This is a genomic window from Gloeotrichia echinulata CP02, assembly GCA_038087035.1.
Lineage (GTDB): Bacteria > Cyanobacteriota > Cyanobacteriia > Cyanobacteriales > Nostocaceae > Gloeotrichia > Gloeotrichia echinulata.
On the sequence record CP051187.1, the window covers coordinates 5,419,869 to 5,442,102 of the forward strand.

Sequence of the window (22,234 nt, forward strand, 5' to 3'; positions counted from 1 at the left end):
ACCAAAGTCCTCACCTTGGCATTTTAATTATGCCACCTTTGCAAAGCAGCGTTGGGAGTGAGGAGTGAGGAGTCATTTTCCCCTCTCCCCATATCCCATCTCCTTTACTCAGGACTTGTAGACTCGTCGCTGGTAGCTTCACCGCTTGGCTCTTCGCTTTGGGCTACAGTTTCTGCTTCCTCTACAGGACTCAAAGAACCTTCAGGGACAAGTTCCACTGTTGAATGTTCTAAGAGCCAATTAACGATTTTTTCGGTTGATAGTTCATTTTCTACGACCGATCGCAGTTTGTCTTCGTCAATTTCTTCATCCTGGTACTGTGCTAACAATTCTGTGACTCTAGCTTGAATTTCTGCTGGTGTCACTTCGATAGACTCTCGTTTACTGACTTCCCGTAAAGCCAGGGAGCGTTTGAGGCGTTCAATTGCTTCCTCACGCGATCGCTCCCGCAATTGGGGAATAATATCTGAAGTAAACAACTTCCTGACATCCAGTCCCTGCTGCGAAAGTCGGATGGCTGTTTGGGTCAGCATCGCATCGACTTCTTGCTCAATCAAGGTTGCTGGTAGGTCAACTTCTACGTGTTTGAGCAGTTCCGCTAACAAAGCCTCCTGCTTATTCGCTTTGGTTTTTTCCTCAGCTTCTTTTTGATATCGCTCTTCTAAAGACGCCCGTAACTCGGCTAATGTCTCGAATTCGCTCACTTCTTGGGCGAACTCATCATTAACTTCTGGTAATTCTTTTTCCTTGATTTCTTTGAGAGTGACTGTGAAGACAGCGGCTTTTCCTGCCAACTCTTCGTTACCATAAGGATCTGGGAACTGAGCCGAAATTTCCTTGGTTTCTCCTGGATTTAGCCCTACTATACCAGAGACAAATCCGGGAATAAATTTATCTTCCTGCAACTCGACTTGAAAGTCTGTTGCTTCGCCTCCCGGAATTGGTGTAGGTTCGGCTGATTCGTCTTCGCCTTCAGTTTTCGCCAACACGCCTTTAAAATCGAGAACAGCGAGATCACCAATTTGGGCTGCACGTCCTTCTACCGGAATCAACGTCCCCAATTGTTGACGTTCCTTCTCGATCACCTCCTCTACACGAGTTGGGTCGTAGGTGACTTCCTCTGCTTTGGCGTGTAAATCGGTGTACTGGACTAGATTTATTTCTGGCTCGACATCGACAGAGGCGAGAATCGTCAGGGGCTGACCTGGTTGATAATTAGTAATCAATTCGTCAAAGGAAGAACGCAATTGCGGTTGACCAATCGCCGCAATGGATTCTTGTTGAACCGCTTTCTCGATCCCATCTTGAATTAATTCTTCCAAGGCTGCTGCTTTGATGCGAGTTAAGCCGAGGCGCTGTAGCAATATTTGCCGAGGTACCTTACCTTTACGAAACCCAGGAATATTTAGCGTACTAGCTAAGTTTTTAATCACCTGTTCGTAAGTTTGCTTGGTAATTTCTGGCGTAATCTCTATTTCCAATCCAATTTGACTGGCGGGAAGTTTCTCCTGGGTGACTTTCATGCTTCTAAAGTATTTCTGCTATTTTTGACTTTGAGTACACACCAGACGCGATTTATCGCTTCTGTTCGTTGAGCAAAGGGATTGGGGATTGGGAAGATTCGCAATACCAACCCCGCCCCTTGTCGGCGGAATTTTTCTGCTTTGAGGGAGGGTCGAAACTTCGGCCCTTGTGGTTTTTTTTCTTACCCAGTCCCCAGTCCCCTTCATGACACTTGACTGGGATTGGCGGTGCCCACAAAGCATCATCAGATTCCAAAGTTGGATGGGCGCCCTACAGCAGAGTCCAGTTTACTGCGAATTGCAAAGTACTTGACACTTTACCGCAATAACTTTACCTTTGACACCTGGGAAGTTCATCAGGGCTGAACCGCTATCAGCCTTGATCATGGAAAAACCTGTTCAAGGTTCTGCTGCTGCGGGTTTCTCCGTCATCACTAGACACCTGGAACTGTTGGACTTATTATCAGAGGGCTAACACCGTGATATCCTAGTTCTTACCAGGCAATTCATCCTCACCAAAGTCCTCACTTCGTGACGCTACGCGAACGCGCCGTGGAAGCCCCTGCATTCATGCATGGGGGTAAGGCTCAGGTGTTACAGTGAGCCTGTCGAACTGCGATTTCAATCGCAGTCACATTATACGGGGGTTGCTGCATTCGGTGTACCTTTGTTTTGTACTTTCAACGGGACAATTACCGTTTCAAACTTTACAACCCTGTACGCATAATGTTTTGCTCCATTCGCGCAGCGTGGCGCAGCCAAGAGCCTCCCTTGCGGGGTGATGTGAGCTTCTCCCAAGGGGAGACGCTGCGCGAATGACAATGTTAGAGGTCGGTAACTATCCAAACGACACTGGTTTAACCCCGTTAAGCCTGTTTAATCGTTCAGTTCTAGAGCAGGGAACTTCGCACTCTCCTTGGTAGGTCTTTAACTCTTGCCTCTAACGTAGTTCAGTTAAGAACGTGAGTTGGGTCAGGTTAAGGCAATTTCTGCGCCCCCGCCTTTAGGCGTGGGGTTCCTGACTCGTTGTACCATTGATTTTGGTCTGCTTGCCAATAGCCTAGCTATTGCCTTGTCGCATAGCTGAAATTATTGGAGTGCTTGTTTTCGTACATTTGGATCATAGTACATCAATTGTCTTGACAAAGCACTTGAGCGACGAAATTTATCTTTACATCACAAGTCCCTAACCTGTATAATGCCTAGGCGCATATATCTCCAGTTTGTTGTATAATAAATATATACTTGAAAAAGTTGAAAAAAATGGGCAGGAACTGGGGGAAATTGCAACATCACTTAATTTATTTCATCAAGAAAATAAATGTATTAAATTAAAAAAGAGCCGCTAAATTAAAGAAAGTTTTATTTAATGTCTGTTGTTACAATTTAAATACGGGTAAATTTTGTTTGAACTTGAACGGTTCCAATAAATCGCAAATAACCTCTTAAAGGAGGAAGTTAGGTTGTCTAAATCCTATAGTGTGGCTATTTTGGGGGCGACTGGTGCTGTGGGCACAGAGTTGCTAGAATTACTGGAGTCACGGAATTTTCCAGTAGCGAATTTAAAGTTATTGGCTTCAGAGAAGAGTGCAGGGCGAACGCTAAAGTTTAAAGGAGAAAATTTAGCAGTAGAGCCAGTCAGCGATCGCGCTTTTGAGCATGTGGATATCGTCCTGGCGAGTGCGGGTGGTTCCACATCCAAAACTTGGGCTTCCATTGCACAAAAACAGGGTGCAGTGGTCATAGATAACTCCAGCGCCTTTCGGATGAACCCCGAAGTACCTTTAGTAGTACCAGAGGTCAATCCCCAAGCTGCAGCCACCCACCAAGGCATTATTGCTAACCCCAACTGCACGACAATCTTGATGGCAGTAGCAGTATGGCCTTTGCATAAAGTCAAGCCAGTGCAACGAATTGTTGCCTCTACCTACCAATCAGCTAGTGGGGCGGGTGCTTTAGCAATGGCAGAAGTGAAAACCCAAGCTAGTGCTATTTTACAAGGACAATCGCCAGTAGCCGAGGTATTACCTTACCCGTTGGCATTTAATTTATTCCCCCATAACTCCCCATTAAATAATGTGGGATACTGTGAAGAAGAAATGAAAATGGTCAACGAAACTCGGAAAATCTTTGGAACGCAGCAGATCAGAATTACAGCCACTTGTGTACGGGTTCCCGTACTCCGTGCCCATTCAGAAGCGATTAACCTAGAATTTGAAACTCCGTTTAGTCCAGATGCAGCCAGAGAAATTTTAAGTCATTCTCCTGGTGTTAAATTGGTAGAAGATTGGCAGGCAAATCATTTTCCCATGCCAATTGAAGCCACTGGAAAAGATGAAGTTTTAGTGGGAAGAATTCGCCAGGATATTTCTCATCCCTGTGGCTTAGAACTGTGGCTGTGTGGAGATCAAATCCGCAAAGGCGCAGCTTTAAATGCCGTACAAATTGCCGAATTGTTGGTAGAAAAAAATCTGCTAAGACCTGCAAAGGCATACGTTTCGAGTTAGAAAAATAGAAAATTAGATTTCGATAATTCGGGAATCCAAAGATATAAAAAATCAGCGCAAATGTGGGTTTCATCAGCCAAAACACTTTGCGAATAGGTTGTGAAAAAACCAAACCACCAAGATACAAAAAACAAAAAAGGTAATTAGGAGTAAAAATAGGGTGGGAGATTTTGGCAGAGTTTTAACCGCTATGATTACGCCGTTTAAACCAGACGGGAGTGTCAACTATGATGTAGCGGCAGAACTAGCAGCACATCTAGCTAACAATGGTACAGATACATTGGTAGTGTGTGGGACAACAGGAGAATCCCCTACCCTGACTTGGGACGAGGAATACCAGTTGTTTGTAGAAGTATTGCAGTCCGTAGCAGGAAAAGCCCAGGTGATAGCAGGATGTGGTTCCAATTCTACAAAAGAAGCGATCGCCGCTACCCAAAAGGCAGCTAAAATAGGAGTACATGGTTCTTTACAAGTAGTTCCGTATTACAACAAACCGCCCCAAGCTGGACTTTATCAGCACTTTCAGGCGGTAGCACAAGCCTGTCCCGACCTACCGATGTTGTTATATAACGTTCCTGGTCGAACCGGTCAAAATCTCAATGCCGACACAGTTGCCCGATTAGCTAAAATTGATAATATAGTTGGCATTAAAGAAGCTAGTGGCAATTTAGACCAAGCGAGTGAAATTCGTCGCTTGACACCACAAGAATTTCAGATTTACGCTGGAGATGATTCTTTAACCCTGCCCTTGTTAGCGATCGGGGCAAAGGGTGTGGTCAGTGTGGCTTCTCATCTGGTAGGAAACCAACTACAGCAGATGATCCAAGCTTTTAGTGAGGGTAAAACTCAAGTCGCCACCAACATCCATCTCCAACTTTTCCCCTTGTTTAAAGCTTTATTTGTAACGACAAATCCCATTCCGGTGAAAAGCGCTTTGAAACTTCAAGGTTGGGAGGTTGGTTCCACTCGTCCACCACTATGCGACGCTGACTCAGAGGTCAGTCAAAAGTTAGAGGTGGTACTGAAAGAACTTAGTTTAGTCTAAGCAGCAACTTGTGGGGCATCAGCAAGCTTCAGGTTGCCAAAGATACATATAAAGAATGGGCAGAATTGGGATGTTGCCACTGATAGATATACTATCAATCCTTCAGCGATCAAGTCCATTTTATTGAACAAACAATTCAAGATTCTGATTCAAAATTGGCTGCTTTCAGAGTGAGTTCATCGACAGCTAATGTTGTCTTTAATACAAGAGCGCTAACTTTTAACTTAAATTAACCACAAACACAATCTCAGGAGAAAATGGCTAAAAACGAAGCTAACTCCGCCCTCAAAATTATTCCTTTGGGCGGCTTGCATGAAATTGGTAAAAATACCTGTGTTTTCGAGTACGATGAGGAAATTGTCCTGTTAGATGCCGGTTTGGCATTTCCCACAGACGCGATGCATGGGGTAAACATTGTGCTACCTGATACGACGTATCTCCGGGAAAATAGGCATAAAATTAAAGGCATGATCGTTACTCACGGTCATGAAGACCATATCGGCGGGATTGCTTTTCACCTCAAGCAATTTGAAATCCCCGTGATTTATGGACCGAGACTAGCAATGGCCATGCTAGAAGGAAAATTAGAAGAAGCGGGAGTCCGCGATCGCACAGAGTTAAGATCAGTCCTACCCCGTGATGTCGTGCGAATTGGCAAACATTTCTTTGTCGAATACATTCGCAATACCCACTCCATCGCCGATAGCTTTACTGTGGCTATCCATACACCCCTAGGTATAGTCATCCACACAGGGGATTTTAAAATTGACCACACCCCAGTCGATGGTGAACAATTTGACTTACAACGGCTAGCAGAACATGGTGAAAAAGGCGTGCTTTGTCTTTTGAGTGATTCAACTAACTCGGAAGTACCCGGATTTACGCCTTCGGAACGTTCCGTTTACCCCAACCTTGATCGGGTATTCTATCAAGCCACAGGACGACTATTTGTCACTACCTTCGCCTCCAGCGTCCATCGCATCAACATGATTTTGGATCTGGCGAAGAAGCAGAACCGTGTAGTCACCGTGGTCGGGCGTTCCATGTTGAATTTAATTGCTCATGCCCGTAACCTTGGATACATCAAGTGTGAGGATAACCTGTTGCAACCCTTGCAAAGTATCCGCAATCTACCGGACGAAAGGGTGTTAATTTTAACTACTGGCTCCCAGGGTGAACCAATGTCAGCAATGACGCGCATTGCCAACAAAGAACACCCCCATATTAGAATTCGCGAAGGCGATACAGTAGTATTCTCCGCCAACCCGATTCCCGGAAATACTATCGCAGTCGTCAACACCATCGATAAATTGATGGTACAGGGAGCAAAAGTAGTCTACGGTCGCGAAAAAGGAATTCACGTTTCTGGTCACGGCTGTCAAGAAGACCAAAAACTGATGCTGGCCTTAACTAGACCCAAATTCTTTGTCCCATTTCACGGCGAACATCGGATGCTAGTCAAGCACGCCGAAACCGCTCAAAGTATGGGTATCCCCGCAGAAAACATGATCATTATCCAAAATGGGGATGTCGTAGAATTAACCGAAAATTCCATCCGCGTCGCTGGTAAAGTACCATCAGGTATTGAACTGGTGGATACTACTAGTTCGGGTATGGTCAGCGCCAAAGTGTTGCAAGAAAGACAACGTATGGCTTCAGAAGGGATTGTTACCATCGCCGCCGCTATTGATTGGCATGGTAAACTACTGGCGAAACCAGAAATTCACCTGCGGGGTGTCGTCACCAGTATCGAGCGATCGCTCCTGCAAAAATGGGTACAACAGCGCATTGAAGAAATATTGGGCGTTCGCTGGTCAGAATTTACCCAACCGAAAGAAGGTGAGCAAACCGATGTAGACTGGGGTGGATTGCAAGCAACTTTAGAGCGAGAATTACAACGCTCAATTCGCCGGGAATTGCAATGTCAACCAACGGTGACTTTGTTGATGCAAATTCCTGATGAACCGCCGGTGAAGGTTGCTGATGGGAGAAGAAGGCGCACTCGCACTGCAGCGCAGGTAGCATCTTAGGGAATTTGAATTCAAAATTCAAATTGAGGGACAGAATTTCCTCGTCTGTAAAGGGTTGGAGTGGCTTTGCCTTCCACCCTTAATTTTTTGTATATGTCATACAGTTATTTTGGTTCTTGTGTCAAAATACCTCGATGCCAACTCATAATCCTTAACATGGCGAAACAGTCTTAGTAGTAAAATATCCTATACAAATAAGAGTGAATTGAATAAAAATATTGACTAAAGGAGGTATCTAATTGCTAAAAGTACTTGATTTATTTGCAGGTGCTGGTGGATTTAGTCTGGGGTTTAAGCTGGCAGGAAATATCATTATAGGAGCCATAGAAGAAGACCAATGGGCTGCGGAAACGTTTGCATATAATCACAAAGACGCCAAAGTACTTGTTGGAAATATACAAAAATTTTCAGATGAATACTTGATTGGTGAGTTTAAAAAAAATTTACCTGATGTTATTTTAGGTAGTCCACCCTGTCAGGGATACTCAATATGTAGAAAAAATTCTGGTGATCCAAAAGACCCTAGAAACTCTCTTTTTCTAGAATTTATAAGAGTTGGAAATTTATTCAAACCGGAGTTATTAATTATGGAGAACGTGCCTGAACTCATCAAGGCTAAGACCATCTTAGGAGAGCCTGTTATTGAAATTATAAAAGTAGAACTAGAACGAATTGGATATCATGTATACATTAATATCCTGGAAGCTTTTAGATATGGGATACCACAAATAAGACGTAGACTCTTTATTATTGCATCTCGTTATCCGATGAAAAGACCTTTCCCAGAGGCTACTCACTATTTTCCAGATAGTGAACAGTTACAAATTTTTGATTCTACACTCAAATTATGTCCCACATTATGGGATGCCATTTCAGATTTACCTGATATAAATGCTAGAGAAGGTAAGGAAGAAATGAAATATGATAGAGAACCTATTAATGAGTATCAGCATCAAATCCGACTTGGTTCACAAAAAGTCTACAACCACGTAGCAATGAAACATTCAAGGCGAACTATAGAACGTTTTGAATTAATGTCTTGGGGAGACTCACTGGCTGATGTTCCCTACCATTTAAGACCCTATAAAAGAAGTAGTAATGGAATTATCTCTGAAAGGGTATACGATCAAAACAGTAGAAGATTACATCCACATAAACTTTGTCATACTATTCCTGCATCATTTTATGCAAATTTTGTACATCCATATAAAAATAGGAATTTTACTGCTAGAGAGGGCGCAAGAATTCAATCATTTCCAGATTGGTTTGTCTTTAAGGGTAAACCGACAGTTGTAAGTCATAAGCTACTTCAAAGGGAAGGTAGAACAGATGAAAAACATCTCTGCCAATATAATCAAATTGGTAATGCTGTACCGCCACTCTTAGGAAAATTAATTGCTGAAAATATTCAGAAATAAAATAAACAATTATGCTAGTACATGGAGCAAATTTAAGTACAAAAGAGAATCATAAAACCAAGTATAAGGATTCTGTAAGTAAACAATATTTAGCTGAAATTCGGTCTAAATATAATAATTGGCACAAGCAGAATATAGATTTAGTAGGTCCTTGTCTGATTGGCCATGAGACTGATATAGAAACAGTAAAACAACGTGTAGCTTTTTTTGAGGAATATAAAAACTTTATTGATCAACAGAATTATGCTGAAAAATTTGACTCTAGATCAAACTTACACTCAAGTGCTTTAGAAGAGTTTTTATACTATTTGTTTAAGGATATGGTGAGTGATTTTGGAGACCGGGCACTGATGGGTAAATCTCATACTTTCAAGGATATTTTCTTTGCGGCTCCCAGTTACGCCAAAATGTTGGAGACACCTTACGCAAGAATTGAGAAAAAAGATCATGATTTTGTTATAGGAGTCACAGTTTTAGCTTCTTTGCAGACCAGTAAATCTGGTTTATCCACGATACAAGTTGATGATTCAGATTCCGAAAAACAAACTGAAGTAGTAAATGATTCAGAAGAAAAAGCTTCAGACATTCTCAAAGAATTAGAGCAAAATAGAAACAAGAGAATAGACAGCGGAGTGGTAGTACCTGCTGAAAGCTTATCGGCATTTAGTAAAACGTTGAATGCTGGTAATTCAGAAGAGCATTTCTTTGATATTCCTGTAGTTGCAATAGAGTGCAAAACCTATCTTGATAAAACAATGTTAGAAGGCTCATCCAGAGCAGCCGAAGAAGTGAAGGCTCGAAATCCAAACGGATTATATATTGTGGTGATGGAGTGGCTCAAGCTTTCTGATGCAGTTAATTTACGAAAATACAAAGTTGATCAAATTTATGTCTTACGTAAACAAAAAAACACCGATAGAGAATATAGATACCTTGATAACTACGTTAAGAATCCAATTGATCATCATGTAGTGTGGCATCTGTTTGATAGTGTACGGAAACACTTAACTACAGACTGGGCAGGTGGTGTAGAGCAAGGACTCAAACGTGGTTGGCTGATTTAATAGATAACCCAAGTTGCTTTTAGAGAAAAATTTGTCGCCTGTACAACTCACTGCTGATCAATCCAGATGATTATCCAGGGGGAATAGGTATTTGGGCGGCGCTACCAACAGCAATTAGCACAGATGCCAACACCCACACTTAGACCTGAGTTACTTCGCGAAAAATCCCCACAAAAAGTACTTCTTTGGCAAGTGCGGTGTTGATTCTAACTCTTTGCGTGAGATAAATTGATAATACATGAAGAACAAAGAAACTGTAAAAGCTTGGAAAAACAAGAAACAAATACAAAATCAAAAAGTGTGCTATGACACAAGTTATATCAAAGCTAGTAAATTTTGATGAATTTATAACCTGGTATCCCAACAACGGAATACCCTATGAATTACACAATGGAACAATTGTTGAGATGGCACCACCAACAGGCGATCATGAGAAAGTTGTGGCATTTTTAGCACGTAAACTAACTGTGGAGTTTGACAGACTTGCACTACCCTATGCGATTCCTAAAACTGCATTTGTTAGACCACCTAAAGCTGAGTCAGCTTATTCACCTGATGTCTTGTTATTAAATCTTGATCATCTTAATAATGAACCCTTGTGGCAAAAATCATCAACAGTCAGCCAAAGTGCATCAGTTCCTTTAGTAATTGAAGTAGTTAGTACCAATTGGCGTGATGATTACCACAAAAAATATGCTGATTATGAACAAATGGGTATAGCTGAATATTGGATTGCTGATTATGCTGCGTTGGGTGGACGTAATTTTATTGGCAATCCTAAAAGTCCTACTATATTTGTATGCCAGCTTATTGATGGTGAATACCAAATGAATCATTTTAGAGGTAATGCTGCAATTGTTTCCCCTACTTTTCCTCAACTAAATTTAACTGCTCAACAGATTTTTGATGCGGCTTTGTAGGCAAAAATTAAATTTTAATTGCTTAATTTTTAATTTTTTTTCAGGAATTAGGGGTAGCTTCTACAACTATTAAATTAGCGATTGAGCCAAATAAAGTTAGAGCATGTTTGAAAAGTTCTCGGCGAATGAAGGTGACAACTACTATCCTCTAAGACAATGGTATTGACATCAATCGCCTCCTATGCTTCCTGCAAGTTCAAAACACCCAGTGCAATTAAAAAGGCTGACCCCACTAAGGCGATGGTGGCGCGGTTCATGGGTAAACCAGCAATATCGCCCAAGGCTAACCCCAGGTAAGTCAGTCGCTACACGAACAATCCATGAATTGCAAATTGCATGATAATCACTGAGTCGTTGCGAGCAGTGATGTTTTAGTGACGAGACTCCCTCAGCGTACCGGATTCAGCCACGATCCCAATTATTTACAACAGTGATATTGATACTCAAGAGAAATACTGCCAAAAATTTACTATATTAAGTTTTGTAAATGTTACCAAAAAACCTACCATAAGATAGATGTCTTCACTAAAATTTAAAGTGGGTCAAGTTATGAAGAAGATCTGTTTACTACACTTTCGCTTTCAGGGAAATTGCGTTTAACTTGACGTAGTAAGAAATATGTTCTGACTTAAGTGGCTACGGACACAATTCTGCCCACATCTGGGTTAGGACAGCATTTTTCCGGTAAAGGTTGTTTCCACGTTGTATATCTTCACTGGAAAGGTGAATACCCTCACAAAAATAGAGGACTAATCATGAAGGTATTTCATAATACCACAAAAAGAATTTTTCTTGCAAGCTGGGTATCGATAAATCCATCAGAAGCGAGTAACACTCATCTACCCCAGCAGCAAGATTCTAGTTTCAAGCGTTATTGTGATATTTTGCAACCCCTACGACAGCGGGTAGACAGCATTCAAGTCCAAGATCGCCAATTAGCTCATCGCTTGTGCAAAGTGATCCCGGCTCAATGTCCTTTTGAGCGCGATGTCAAATTGTTCGGTAAGACCATATTTCATATTCCTCCCATGTGTAAGCTCAACCCCTTATATGAAGAAGTAGTGGGCTTACGTTTCCGAGCGCTGTGCTATCTAGCGGACGAATGCGGCGAGGATGTATCGCAGTATTGTTGAGTGTTGCGTCAAAAGTCAAGTGTCAAGAGTCAAATGTCCAGAGTTTAATCTGGACGTTTGACTCTTGACTTTGGACTTTTGATTAACAGGACTTACTTACGTGTCAAATTTAAAGAATGGTGCGTGACGCCACAAGTCTTGTGACTACGTACAATATTTATCGCTGCGTCACGCACCCTACGATTATTATTGTGCCCGCAGAGTAGGTCTTAACTAATTTTTAATTCGCCTGACTTGCCATTTTTGGATTGCTTCTTGAGCATCTTCATAGGCTGATGTCGTCTCTGGGACTAAGGCGGCTGTTTCAATGGCTGCATTCAGTTCTCCTTTGCGGGCGCGAGTTTTGGCCATTTCTAAAATTTTTTCACTCCATTTATTAATGGATTTTTGCGCCATGTCGAAGCCTGGTTGACCTGGTGATACTTTTTTGGCTACTTCGATGGCACGATTGTAGGTGGATGCCTGTTCTGGACGAATTAAGGCGTTAGCTGCGTCTAAAAGGGTTTTGTTGCTGACAAATTGCTTGGCTTCTAGTCGCCATTGGTTAATTGCTGCTTGTGCTGGGGGATAAATTGGTAAGTCTTTGGTGATTAATTGAGCAGCGGCGATGGCGTGTGTATATTGTTTTTGTTTAGCACGACCCTCGGCTAAATCTAAAATCATCTGGCTCCAAATCTGAATATTTTCTTGAGCTTGTTCGTAGCGCGGTTCACCTGGTGTAATTTTACGGGCTGTGGCGATCGCCACGCTCAAATCGCTAGCTTGTGTTTGTTGGAGCGACATTTTGGCTAGCTCTAATACTGCTTGATTTCGTTTTTGAGTCTCGGAATTAGCAGCTATTTGGGTGCTTTTTTGGGTTTTTGGTGGAGTTGGTGTGGTGGATTGGGAAACTGAGCGGCTATTTGGTATTGTCTTGACAACTTGGCTATCACTAGTAGCGGTATTGGGCGCTGTTCTTAATATTTGTTGACCTTTAAATCCTGTCTGATTGCGGAGAAAAACTACTGTGATTAATCCTAATAGCAGGATACTGCCTCCACACCACCATAAAAATTGTTGCCAAAATGGGGTTTTGGATTGACTCAAATGTGATGGAGAAAGGGAAGATCTCGAAGAAGTCGGGATATACCTTCCGCTTCCACCTACTTCTGGGGAAGCTGGGAGTATTTGGGATGGCTGAGGAAATTTTTGATTTTGGTTAACAAGTGGTTGGGTAATTCCCTCAGAAGCTGTACCTGGAAGTTTTTGTCTGTGGGAGTTTTCGATCCCTTGTTTGGATTTGGGGGTAACGGTGGTTTCTACTCCTTGATTTTCTTTCGATCTACCCGTTTTTTGTCTGGGAGGGGAATTTTCTGTCAGGGAGGGAGCCGCAAAAGACACAGCAAAGGATTCTTCAGGAAAAATAATTGGAGCAACTTCGCTGTTGGCTAGTGTGTGATTGCTACCGAATTGCGGCAAGATGGATTGCTGTGGGAATGGGATGACAGTGACAGGATTTTGTGTGGGGCGCCAATGGTGTTGACATAATTCGGGGGTGCGAAGGCTCAGGTAATTTGCTAGTTCTGTCAAGCTACTACCATGACCGGAACGCAAAGCAGCTAACAAGCCTGCTGTAAAGAATCCGTGACCTAATTCGCTACTTTCGTGGGAAAATTGCTCTGGTTGGCAAGAGAGAATGGTCGCTACTTGGAGTTCTTGAGCGATTTCTATGGTTTCTTGCCCTACAGGAGCATCCGCTTGGGTACCAAAAGCGCGATTGATATCGAGGATTAATAATACATTTAGCTGGGCAAGTTGTAGACTTTGCATCAGCGATCGCAGTTCTATGCCAGTCTCTTGCACAAGGTCAGGGTTTCCTGCTACTGGCATCAAATAATCCTGACCTTTGTAGTTGATCCCATAACCGCTAAAAAATAACCATACATGATCTTGGGGTTGCCAACACGCTGCTGCTAAATCTTCTAGCAACAGGAGAATATTTTCCTTGGTCGGATAGGTGGATCTATCTCCCATCGGTGGCGAAGTATCTGTCATTAGCAGGCACTTTTGGGGCATAAAACCTGCTTCTGTCGCCAAAAAATCCTTTAGCGCTTCAGCATCTGCTTGGGCGCAATCCAAGGGTTGAAATAAATTATATTGATTGATGCCAATAGCGATCGCCCAGTAATTTGCCATCCCGCTCTTTGTCGGTTATTGTTTACTTGCCTAAAATTACGGTTGGCTTTGCTGGATAAACAAAGCTAACCTATGTCTGTGGGAACTCCAAGTGCTAAAAACACCACTGGAAGTTGTTGACGGTTGACTGTTGACGGTGAATTGTCAACACTGATGATGGAATATTTTTTACTTGCAAGTCCCTGATAGCGTGGAAAATTCTCATTTAATGCCTATTTTAAGGTAATATTTTTTACTTTCTTTCAACGGAAAATACTTTCACCCAATTAAAATTACCGATCCTTAGTCAGGAGCTATAAGTTTATGAGCAGGAATGTTGCTCACCAACTATCATTGATCATTTTCTTTTCAGTTATTAGCCAAATTGCCACAAAAATTCGGATAGTTCCGCTAATAGTTTTGCTGTCATCTGTAGTTCCTGCGTGGTTGGCGTCTGAAGTGATCGCGCCCCAAATTGTTCGAGCTTATACAGCTAGAGTTGACTTGGCCATTGACCGCCTACCGGAGGAAAACTACGAAACCATTCTGCGAAGAGCAGAAGCGGCGGCTAGGGCTGCGGCTCAACGAAGCTTCGACCAAGATATTCTGGTGACAGATGTTTCAATTTTTATATCCGTACAAAATCAGGGAGCGATCGCACCAGTTCTAGCTTTAGATGTAAGTCGTCCCAAATGGCGTAATCGCCCCGACCCCCAAAAGTGGGCAACTTATTTTAAAACTGCGCGATCGCTTCTGTTGTTTGATCAAAATTCCAAAATCCCTAATTCAGTGCAAACACCTAAGTAGTACTCTGTCAAGATAAAAATGATGGACTGTAGTGCGGGCATCTTGCCCGCGTGAGCGAGACGCTCACACTACCAAAAATCCCTCAAAACTAGGACTTACGCACTGTACAAATTTGGCATGGTATGCTTTTACCAAAATACGTTGTTTCAGGCTTTGATTAATTATTACTTTGATGGTAAACAGACCCGCGTTTTCGGGGTTTAGCATTGCTAAACCCCTACGAAATCTCCGGTTTTTTATTAACATATTTTGTGTTTTTTGTCAATACGTAAGTCCTAAAAACAAAATTGACAGACTAGTAGTAAGGGGGATTGGGGATTGTTTTGACTTTTGTACTTGTGGAAGTCAATGGATCGCTTAGAATAAAAAGGTTGTCAAGAATTGCGATATCCGCTATCATGGCTGTTCCTAAGAAGAAAACATCGAAGTCCAAAAGAGATAAACGCCGAGCTACCTGGAGGCACAAAGCTGCCGTTGAAGCTAAAAAAGCTCTTTCCCTAGGTAAGTCGATTTTGACTGGACGCTCTACATTCGTCTATCCAACTGCTGAAGACGAGGAAGCAGAAGAATAATCAATATGTATGGGGACACAACGACCGCTCAGTGCATCGCTGGGGACACAACGACCGCTCAGTGCATCGCTGGGGACACAACGACCGCTCAGTGCATCGCTGGGGACACAACGACCGCTCAGTGCATCGCTGGGGACTAATTGCCAAAATAACTGGGTTTTTATTTTTCTACGAATATGCTAGGAAAATTTTTTCAGAAACCGCAGCAGGAAGATAGCGATCGCGTTCCTCCTGGTCAATACTTGACTAAGGGTTTTCCAGTATTAACCTATGGTGCGACCCCGCAAATCAGTACGGAGGAATGGGAGTTGAGGGTTTGGGGTTTGGTAAAACCTGTCAGCTTTACCTGGGCTGACTTTATGGCTTTACCTCAACACGAATTTACAGCGGATTTCCACTGTGTAACGCGCTGGTCTAAACTAGATGTTAAGTGGACTGGTATTAAGGTGACAGACTTCATGGGTCTAATTGAGGTAGATCCCAAAGCAGTTCACATTATGGAACATTGCTATGGCGGTTATACCACCAATATTTCTATCGAAGATTTTGTTAAGGAAGAAAACTTTTTTGCCTTTAAAGTTTTTGGTGAACCTTTATCAGCAGAACACGGTGGTCCGATGCGGTTAGTGGTTCCCCACCTCTACGCTTGGAAAAGCGCCAAGTGGATTAATGGTTTGGAGTTTCTAGATCGCGAACAACCTGGTTTTTGGGAACGCAATGGCTACCATCTCCGTGGCGAACCTTGGGCAGAGGAACGTTATAGTTAGGGAGAACTGGGTAGAGAACCACCTCTGGCTTAGATACCGCAAGGGGTCTAGGCTAAGTGGACTCATTGAAACCTTGAATTCTTCCTTCGGGACGCTAACGCGAACGTAGTTAATGGTCGATGAGGTCAAAACCGGTTAAACTAGCCAAATAGCCGCTTTATTATAGGCAATTTGCCTTTATAGGGAGCGTATCGCCATTTTAAATCTAACCAAAAGGAGTTTTTCAAAACACTTTTGTAATGGGAAAAGGTGTCAAAACTAGCTTTACCATGATAGCTGCCAATGCCGCTATCACCTACACCACCAAATGGTAAAGATGAAACGCCAACTTGCATTACTGTGTCGTTAAGACAAACTCCACCGGATGAAGTTTCCTGCAAGATACGCTGTTGCAGGTTTTTGTTTTGGGAAAATAGGTATAAAGCCAAGGGTTTTGGTCGAGAATTAATTAAGGCGATGGCTTCTGTAATATCAGAATATTCAATTATTGGCAGAATCGGCCCAAAAATTTCCTCTTGCATGATGGGATCTGTCAAGGAAACGTTATGAATTACTGTCGGAGCAATATAACGCTCTCCTGGTTCAGTTTCTCCGCCAATGAGAATTTCACCATCTTTGAGTAGATTGACTAATCTCTCAAAGTGTTGTTGCGTAATAATTCTGGCATAATCAGGACTGGTTGCGGGATTGTCGCCATAAAATTCCTGAAGGCATTTTTTCAGACTATCTACTAAATTAGTTTTGATTTTTTTATCTACTAAAATATAGTCAGGAGCAATACAAGTTTGTCCGGCGTTAATAAACTTACCCCAAGTAATTCTTTTGGCAGTATGTTCTAGATTAATTTCAGTATCTACAATACAAGGACTTTTACCGCCTAATTCCAAGGTAACTGGTGTGAGATTTTTAGCTGCGGCTTCCATCACAATTTTGCCCACAGCTGTACCACCAGTAAAAAAGAGATGATCGAACTTTTCTGCTATGAGTTTTTGACTGGTTTCTCTCCCTCCTTCCAGCAATGCAATATATGCAGGATCAAAATGTTTGCCAATGATTTCAGCTAAGAGACGAGAAGTATGGGGGGAAAGTTCTGAAGGTTTAATAATTGCACAATTACCGGCGGTTATTGCACCTACTAAAGGTGAAATAACTAATTGAAATGGATAATTCCAAGGACCAATAATCAAAACTACCCCTAGTGGTTCTGGATAAATTCGGGCACTATATGAAAAAAAGTCAATGGGAACTTCTGCTTTTTTGGGTTTTGTCCAAGTTTTAATATGTTTTATGGCATAATCAATTTCCTTAGTTACTAAAATTTCTGTTGCGTAAGTCTCAAATTCTGGTTTATTTAAATCTGCTTTCAAAGCCTGTAGAATTTCTTGCTCATTCTCCAGAATTGCCTGTTTGATAATTTTCAGTTGGGCTATCCTAAAAGCAACATCTTTAGTTTTACCAGTTTGAAAAAATTGACGTTGTTGACGAATAATTTCAGCGGGAATTGATAATTCAGTAATCATCATTTTTTTACTGTTTGATAGGTAGAATGACAATAAATGCGCTACCTTTACCTAATTCAGAATTTACCAGAATAGTGCCTTGATGTGCCTCGACAATTCGGCGAGAAAGGTAAAGACCTAAGCCGCTACCGGCACTCTTGTGACTACCTTGGCGAAATCGTTGAAACAAAGTAGCTTGTTCTTGGGGGGGGATACCAGGGCCTGTATCCGCTAATTCAATAGTAATATAGTCAGTGCCAGTAGAATTGAAACTGAACTCGGAGTAGAAACTTTTGCCACTTTCCAGCGCCGAGGTGAGGCGGATAGATATTGAGCCAGAGTCAGTAAATTTGATAGCATTGCCGATAAGGTTAGTGAATAAGCGATGCAATTCTAAGCGATCGCCCATGACTTTGCTGATGGTTAAATTCGGCGGAAAATCGAGATTGATTGGTAGTGCTTTTTGTTCAGCTAAGGGTGTCAATTCGCCAACCACCTCCTCTAGTAACTGGCCGAGATTGACTGGTTGAAACGCCAGGGTTTTGCGCCCGGCTTCAAAGCGATAAACTTCTAATAAAGTATTGACCATAGAAAGCAGGTTAGTATTACTACGAGCCATGATCGTAATTACTTCCTGCATTTGCGGGGATAAAGCGCCCAAAGCACCCTGTTGAAACAGCATCAGAATGCGATCAGCAGCTACTAAGGGGGTGCGTAAATCGTGGGTGAGACGGGAGACAAAATCTTCTCTTTGACGGGCGATTTCATCCCGTTCATCGATACTGTGCTTCAACCGCAACAGCGATCGCACCCTGGCTAGCAATTCATCTACTGTTACAGGCTTGCGGATAAAATCATCAGCACCTAAGTCTAATCCTTGAGCGACATTCGGCGCATCGTGGGCAGTAATCAGCAGTATGGGGATATATTGTGGTAATTTCGTATTTGCACGGACACGTCTGGTAACTTCGTAACCATCCATACCAGGCATCATTAGATCCAGTAGAACCAAGTCACAAGGGGAATTTTCCAGTTGCGTCAATGCGGAAGCACCATTTTCTGCGGTGCTAATTGTGTAGCCTTCTTCCTCCAAAATAGTTTTGATCAAAAACACGTTATCTGGAGAATCGTCTACAACCAAAATTTTGTCAGGGCGGGAAGATGGGGAATTCATATAGCAGTAAGATATATAGTTGACGTAAGCTTTTGCCATATTAGCTGTATTTGTAACAATTTGTTGATATTTTCTGGACTTTACCCCCCCCATTCCAGAAACATTATTTACCTGTAAATAAGTATTAAATCCCTGTTTAATTTTAGATTAGCTTCAAGAGAGCTAGATTAATTACTAACTCATTGAATCATGGCTGGTAAACTTTGAAAACTGAATACAGCAGATAACGACGCAATTTTAGTCTTTTATTATACTAATACATACGGATAAGGCATATGGAGGGATAGGCGACGTACCCCTTGTTATAGAGTAGATTGACTGTGGAGGGGAGTTAGGAGTTAGAGATTTCGAGAAACTCGCAATAAAATCCACTCATCTCATCCAAGTTAATAGGTAGCAGAAATGCTTAATTGGGATGATATTTTTAACATTTTTATCTGAGCTTTTTGCAGGATGAAGGAATAGCGATCGCCAGCATATCCTTCATCCTATATGCTCATGTTTGGGAGCCAATATTCTCCAAGAGTTGCTGAAATTCTGCCACCGAAGGAATAGCGATCGCTCTTTTATGCAGTGTTTTTAGTACTGATGGTTCTCCTATCCCATTGATAGCTTCCACAATAGCACTTGGCACTTCTGCAAACCGTGTTTCTAAAACTTCAATCACATTTTCTCGACTTGTTTGAAGAATTCCTTCTTCTTTTGCGAGGCGTTCAATACTAGTTACATACCGCATTCTACTTGTCTCCTCGTAACTTCTCACTACTGTTTTGAAACTACTTGTCAACTCTTTTGGCAAAACCATGATCCAGTCGATAAATCGAAACAATTGCTGAACATCTTCGCGACTGTATCCCCTCTCAAACAGCCTTCTGACTAGGCTTAATTTCCACTGTAGCCTACTCTCTGGATTGCGGTGGGTCGCCTTGGTCTTTAGATGCGCCATCACAACTACCCCAAAGGGGTTGGTAGTTTCCTCTAGGGTTTCCCAGCTTTGTTCATAATCCAACAGTTTCGCTACGGGAAACTCTAAGCTGACACGACATCCCCCAAGTTGATAGCTGTAGCTGGAAGGTCGCCAATTGGCTTGTTCATCAGCTAACACAGCCAAGCTAATGACTCGCTTTTTATGACGGTCAAACAAGCGGTAATTGTAGGTGTACATCCGTTCGGGAAATTGGCTGTCATATTTTCCTTGAACTTCTACGTGAACTAATACCCAAGCCTCTTCCCCATCCAACAGCCAAACTTTGGCGACTTTATCGACCAAACGCCGCCCAATTTCTGCATCTGGTTCTAGTTGTTGGAGTTCCGTATCGAGAAATTCATAAGGTCGTGTCCAGTCAATTTCGGCGTAAGCTAGGGGAAAAAAGAATTCCAGAAAGTTAGGAAAATATAACTCAATAACTTCTTTCCAAGGACTATCGTAATCTATAGATTGCTCGGTCATAAATTAAAACAAAAAATAACGCTGCGCCATTGGTAAAACTGTTGCGGGTTCGCAAATCAGCAACTCACCATCAGCCCTAACCTCATAAGTTTCCGGATCTACTTCAATTTGAGGTAATGCATCATTCAACTTCAAATCCCGCTTAGTTAATTGGCGAGTTCCCGAAACCGCAACCGCTATTTTTTGTAAACCCAATTGGTGCGGAATTTCCCTTTCTAAAGCCGCCTGTGAAACAAAAGTTAATGATGTAGCGTGACGCGCACCAGCAAAACTACCAAACATCGGTCGCATATGCACTGGTTGCGGTGTAGGAATACTGGCGTTAGCATCGCCCATCTGTGACCAAGCAATCAAACCGCCCTTAATCACAATTTCTGGCTTGACGCCAAAAAACGCCGGACGCCACAAACACAAATCGGCGAATTTCCCCTCTTCCACTGAACCCACATACTGAGAAATGCCATGAGTAATTGCGGGATTTATCGTGTATTTAGCAACATATCGCTTGACTCGATTATTATCGGCTAACCCATCTCCTGCAATGCTTCCACGCTGCACCTTCATTTTATGGGCTGTTTGCCATGTGCGGATTATTACCTCACCTACCCTGCCCATAGCTTGCGAATCAGAAGAAATCATGCTAAAAGCGCCCAAGTCGTGCAAAATGTCTTCAGCGGCGATAGTTTCGCGACGGATGCGGGACTCAGCAAAAGCCACATCCTCCGGGATTCCAGAGTCGAGGTGATGACATACCATCAACATATCCAGGTGTTCTTCTAAGGTGTTGACGGTGTAAGGGCGTGTGGGGTTGGTGGAAGAGGGGAGAACATTGGCTTGACCACAGACTTTGATGATATCCGGTGCGTGACCTCCCCCAGCGCCTTCCGTGTGGTAGGTATGGATAGCACGATTTTTGAAAGCGGCGATAGTATCTTCGACAAATCCCGCTTCGTTGAGGGTATCTGTATGAATAGCTACCTGAATATCATATTCATCGGCAACAGTGAGGCTAGTATCAATTGTTGCCGGAGTAGTTCCCCAATCTTCGTGCAGCTTTAACCCCATTGCCCCCGCTACCACTTGTTCTACAAGCCCTTGGGGTTGACTAGCATTACCTTTGCCTAAAAATCCTAAGTTCATCGGAAAAGCATCAGCGGCTTGTAGCATTCGGTAAATATTCCAGGGTCCGGGGGTGCAGGTAGTGGCATTTGTACCCGTAGCAGGTCCGGTACCACCGCCAATCATGGTAGTAATACCAGAAGCGATCGCCACTTCAATCTGTTGGGGACAAATAAAATGAATATGGCTATCGATCCCACCAGCCGTGAGAATCATTCCCTCACCGGCTAAAGCTTCAGTTCCCGGTCCAATAATAATATCTATATTGTCTTGAATATAGGGATTACCTGCTTTACCAATTTTGAAAATTTTCCCATTTTTAATGCCGATATCCGCTTTAACAATTCCCCACCAATCGAGAATTAAAGCATTAGTAATCACTAAATCTACCGCCCCATCAGCATTAGAAATAGGGGATTGTCCCATGCCATCTCTAATAACTTTACCACCGCCAAACTTAACTTCATCACCGTAGGTTGTGAAGTCTTGTTCAACTTCAATAAATAATTCTGTATCCGCAAGTCGGATGCGATCGCCTACGGTTGGTCCATAGGTTTCGGCGTAGGCGCGGCGATTCATTCTGTAAGGCATAATATACTCCTAAAAACTGAGGTTAGAATTGAGTTTAAACGCAAAGGAACGCTGAGGTAAACGCGGAGGTACGCTGAGTATGGATGAGAATGATTTGAGTGGGGTAATAATTGGTTGTGGAATGCGAGTTCATACTGCGTTGGGGCCAGGGTTGTTGGAATCAGCGTATGAAGAGTGTTTGTATTATGAATTGAAGAAGAAGGGATTTCGTGTTGGTAAGCAGGTTCCGTTACCCCTGGTATACGAAGAGGTAGAATTGGATTGTGTTTACCGATTGGATTTAATGGTAGAAAATAAAGTAATTATTGAAGTCAAATCTGTGGAATCTATCAAACCAATTCACTCTGTACAACTTTTAACTTACCTGAAACTCACTAATTGTAAACTCGGTCTTCTCCTCAATTTTAATGTTCTCCACCTCAAAGAAGGCATCAAACGTGTAGCGAACAAACTCTAACTCC

Annotated in this window: 18 protein-coding genes and 1 pseudogene; 12 read left to right on the top strand and 7 right to left on the bottom strand. The window is 42.5% G+C overall.

The features are described from left to right. Positions 1-104: 104 nt before the first annotated feature. Positions 105-1,523: a trigger factor gene (gene tig / locus HEQ19_23995; GenBank protein ID WYM02095.1), complete on the bottom strand. Its 1,419-nt coding sequence runs from the start codon at positions 1,521-1,523 to the stop codon at positions 105-107. Between the two features lie 1,463 nt (positions 1,524-2,986). Here tig and HEQ19_24000 point away from each other — a divergent pair. From HEQ19_24000 to HEQ19_24025, 6 genes are all read left to right on the top strand, one after another. After that, positions 2,987-4,030, top strand: a complete 1,044-nt coding sequence (locus HEQ19_24000; protein WYM02096.1) for an aspartate-semialdehyde dehydrogenase — start codon at positions 2,987-2,989, stop codon at positions 4,028-4,030. 160 nt (positions 4,031-4,190) lie between these two features. Further along, positions 4,191-5,075: a 4-hydroxy-tetrahydrodipicolinate synthase gene (gene dapA / locus HEQ19_24005; protein ID WYM02097.1), complete on the top strand. Its 885-nt coding sequence runs from the start codon at positions 4,191-4,193 to the stop codon at positions 5,073-5,075. Between the two features lie 257 nt (positions 5,076-5,332). Next, positions 5,333-7,105: a ribonuclease J gene (locus HEQ19_24010; protein WYM02098.1), complete on the top strand. Its 1,773-nt coding sequence runs from the start codon at positions 5,333-5,335 to the stop codon at positions 7,103-7,105. Between the two features lie 239 nt (positions 7,106-7,344). Further along, positions 7,345-8,523, top strand: a complete 1,179-nt coding sequence (locus HEQ19_24015) for a DNA cytosine methyltransferase (GenBank protein WYM02099.1) — start codon at positions 7,345-7,347, stop codon at positions 8,521-8,523. Between the two features lie 11 nt (positions 8,524-8,534). Further along, the gene (locus tag HEQ19_24020) at positions 8,535-9,587 is read left to right on the top strand and encodes a Bpu10I family restriction endonuclease (GenBank protein ID WYM02100.1); all 1,053 of its coding nucleotides are present in this window, start codon (positions 8,535-8,537) and stop codon (positions 9,585-9,587) included. A 305-nt stretch (positions 9,588-9,892) separates the two neighbouring features. Then, positions 9,893-10,507, top strand: coding sequence for a Uma2 family endonuclease (locus tag HEQ19_24025; protein ID WYM02101.1), 615 nt, complete (start codon positions 9,893-9,895; stop codon positions 10,505-10,507). Positions 10,508-10,689: 182 nt separating this feature from the next. Here the strand turns inward: HEQ19_24025 and HEQ19_24030 are convergent. Beyond that, positions 10,690-10,809: pseudogene (locus tag HEQ19_24030) on the bottom strand (anion transporter). A gap of 453 nt (positions 10,810-11,262) precedes the next feature. On the opposite strand from HEQ19_24030, the gene HEQ19_24035 reads away from it, so the two are divergent. Continuing rightward, positions 11,263-11,640: a Mo-dependent nitrogenase C-terminal domain-containing protein gene (locus HEQ19_24035; protein ID WYM02102.1), complete on the top strand. Its 378-nt coding sequence runs from the start codon at positions 11,263-11,265 to the stop codon at positions 11,638-11,640. 213 nt (positions 11,641-11,853) lie between these two features. Here HEQ19_24035 and HEQ19_24040 read toward each other — a convergent pair whose 3' ends face one another. Beyond that, on the bottom strand, positions 11,854-13,815 hold the full coding sequence (locus HEQ19_24040) for a caspase family protein (GenBank protein ID WYM02103.1): 1,962 nt from the start codon (positions 13,813-13,815) through the stop codon (positions 11,854-11,856). 303 nt (positions 13,816-14,118) lie between these two features. Between HEQ19_24040 and HEQ19_24045 the strand changes: the two genes are divergently transcribed. The 4 genes from HEQ19_24045 to HEQ19_24055 all read left to right on the top strand — a co-directional run bounded on the left by HEQ19_24045 (position 14,119) and on the right by HEQ19_24055 (position 15,940). Next, a complete protein-coding gene (locus tag HEQ19_24045; GenBank protein ID WYM02104.1) occupies positions 14,119-14,601 on the top strand; it encodes a hypothetical protein in 483 nt (160 codons plus the stop codon). A 398-nt stretch (positions 14,602-14,999) separates the two neighbouring features. After that, positions 15,000-15,173 carry a 50S ribosomal protein L32 gene (gene rpmF, locus HEQ19_24050; protein WYM03579.1) on the top strand — a complete coding sequence of 58 codons (174 nt, stop codon included), beginning with the start codon at positions 15,000-15,002 and terminating at the stop codon, positions 15,171-15,173. A 31-nt stretch (positions 15,174-15,204) separates the two neighbouring features. After that, positions 15,205-15,390 carry a hypothetical protein gene (locus tag HEQ19_31300; protein WZI67001.1) on the top strand — a complete coding sequence of 62 codons (186 nt, stop codon included), beginning with the start codon at positions 15,205-15,207 and terminating at the stop codon, positions 15,388-15,390. After that, complete coding sequence (locus tag HEQ19_24055) at positions 15,350-15,940, top strand: sulfite oxidase-like oxidoreductase (GenBank protein WYM02105.1); 591 nt, start codon at positions 15,350-15,352, stop codon at positions 15,938-15,940. The genes HEQ19_31300 and HEQ19_24055 overlap by 41 nt, the downstream gene beginning before the upstream one ends. A gap of 140 nt (positions 15,941-16,080) precedes the next feature. On the opposite strand, the gene HEQ19_24060 is transcribed toward HEQ19_24055, so the two are convergent. The 4 genes from HEQ19_24060 to ureC form a co-directional block, all read right to left on the bottom strand. Next, positions 16,081-17,463, bottom strand: a complete 1,383-nt coding sequence (locus HEQ19_24060; GenBank protein ID WYM02106.1) for an aldehyde dehydrogenase — start codon at positions 17,461-17,463, stop codon at positions 16,081-16,083. Between the two features lie 4 nt (positions 17,464-17,467). Further along, positions 17,468-18,613 carry a hybrid sensor histidine kinase/response regulator gene (locus HEQ19_24065; protein WYM03580.1) on the bottom strand — a complete coding sequence of 382 codons (1,146 nt, stop codon included), beginning with the start codon at positions 18,611-18,613 and terminating at the stop codon, positions 17,468-17,470. A gap of 496 nt (positions 18,614-19,109) precedes the next feature. Next, on the bottom strand, positions 19,110-20,063 hold the full coding sequence (locus tag HEQ19_24070; protein ID WYM02107.1) for a transposase: 954 nt from the start codon (positions 20,061-20,063) through the stop codon (positions 19,110-19,112). A gap of 3 nt (positions 20,064-20,066) precedes the next feature. Further along, a complete protein-coding gene (gene ureC, locus HEQ19_24075; protein ID WYM02108.1) occupies positions 20,067-21,773 on the bottom strand; it encodes an urease subunit alpha in 1,707 nt (568 codons plus the stop codon). A gap of 79 nt (positions 21,774-21,852) precedes the next feature. Here ureC and HEQ19_24080 point away from each other — a divergent pair, with 79 nt between their 5' ends. Next, entirely contained in the window at positions 21,853-22,230 is a 378-nt protein-coding gene (locus HEQ19_24080) for a GxxExxY protein (GenBank protein WYM02109.1), read from the top strand. The last annotated feature ends 4 nt before the right edge of the window (positions 22,231-22,234 follow it).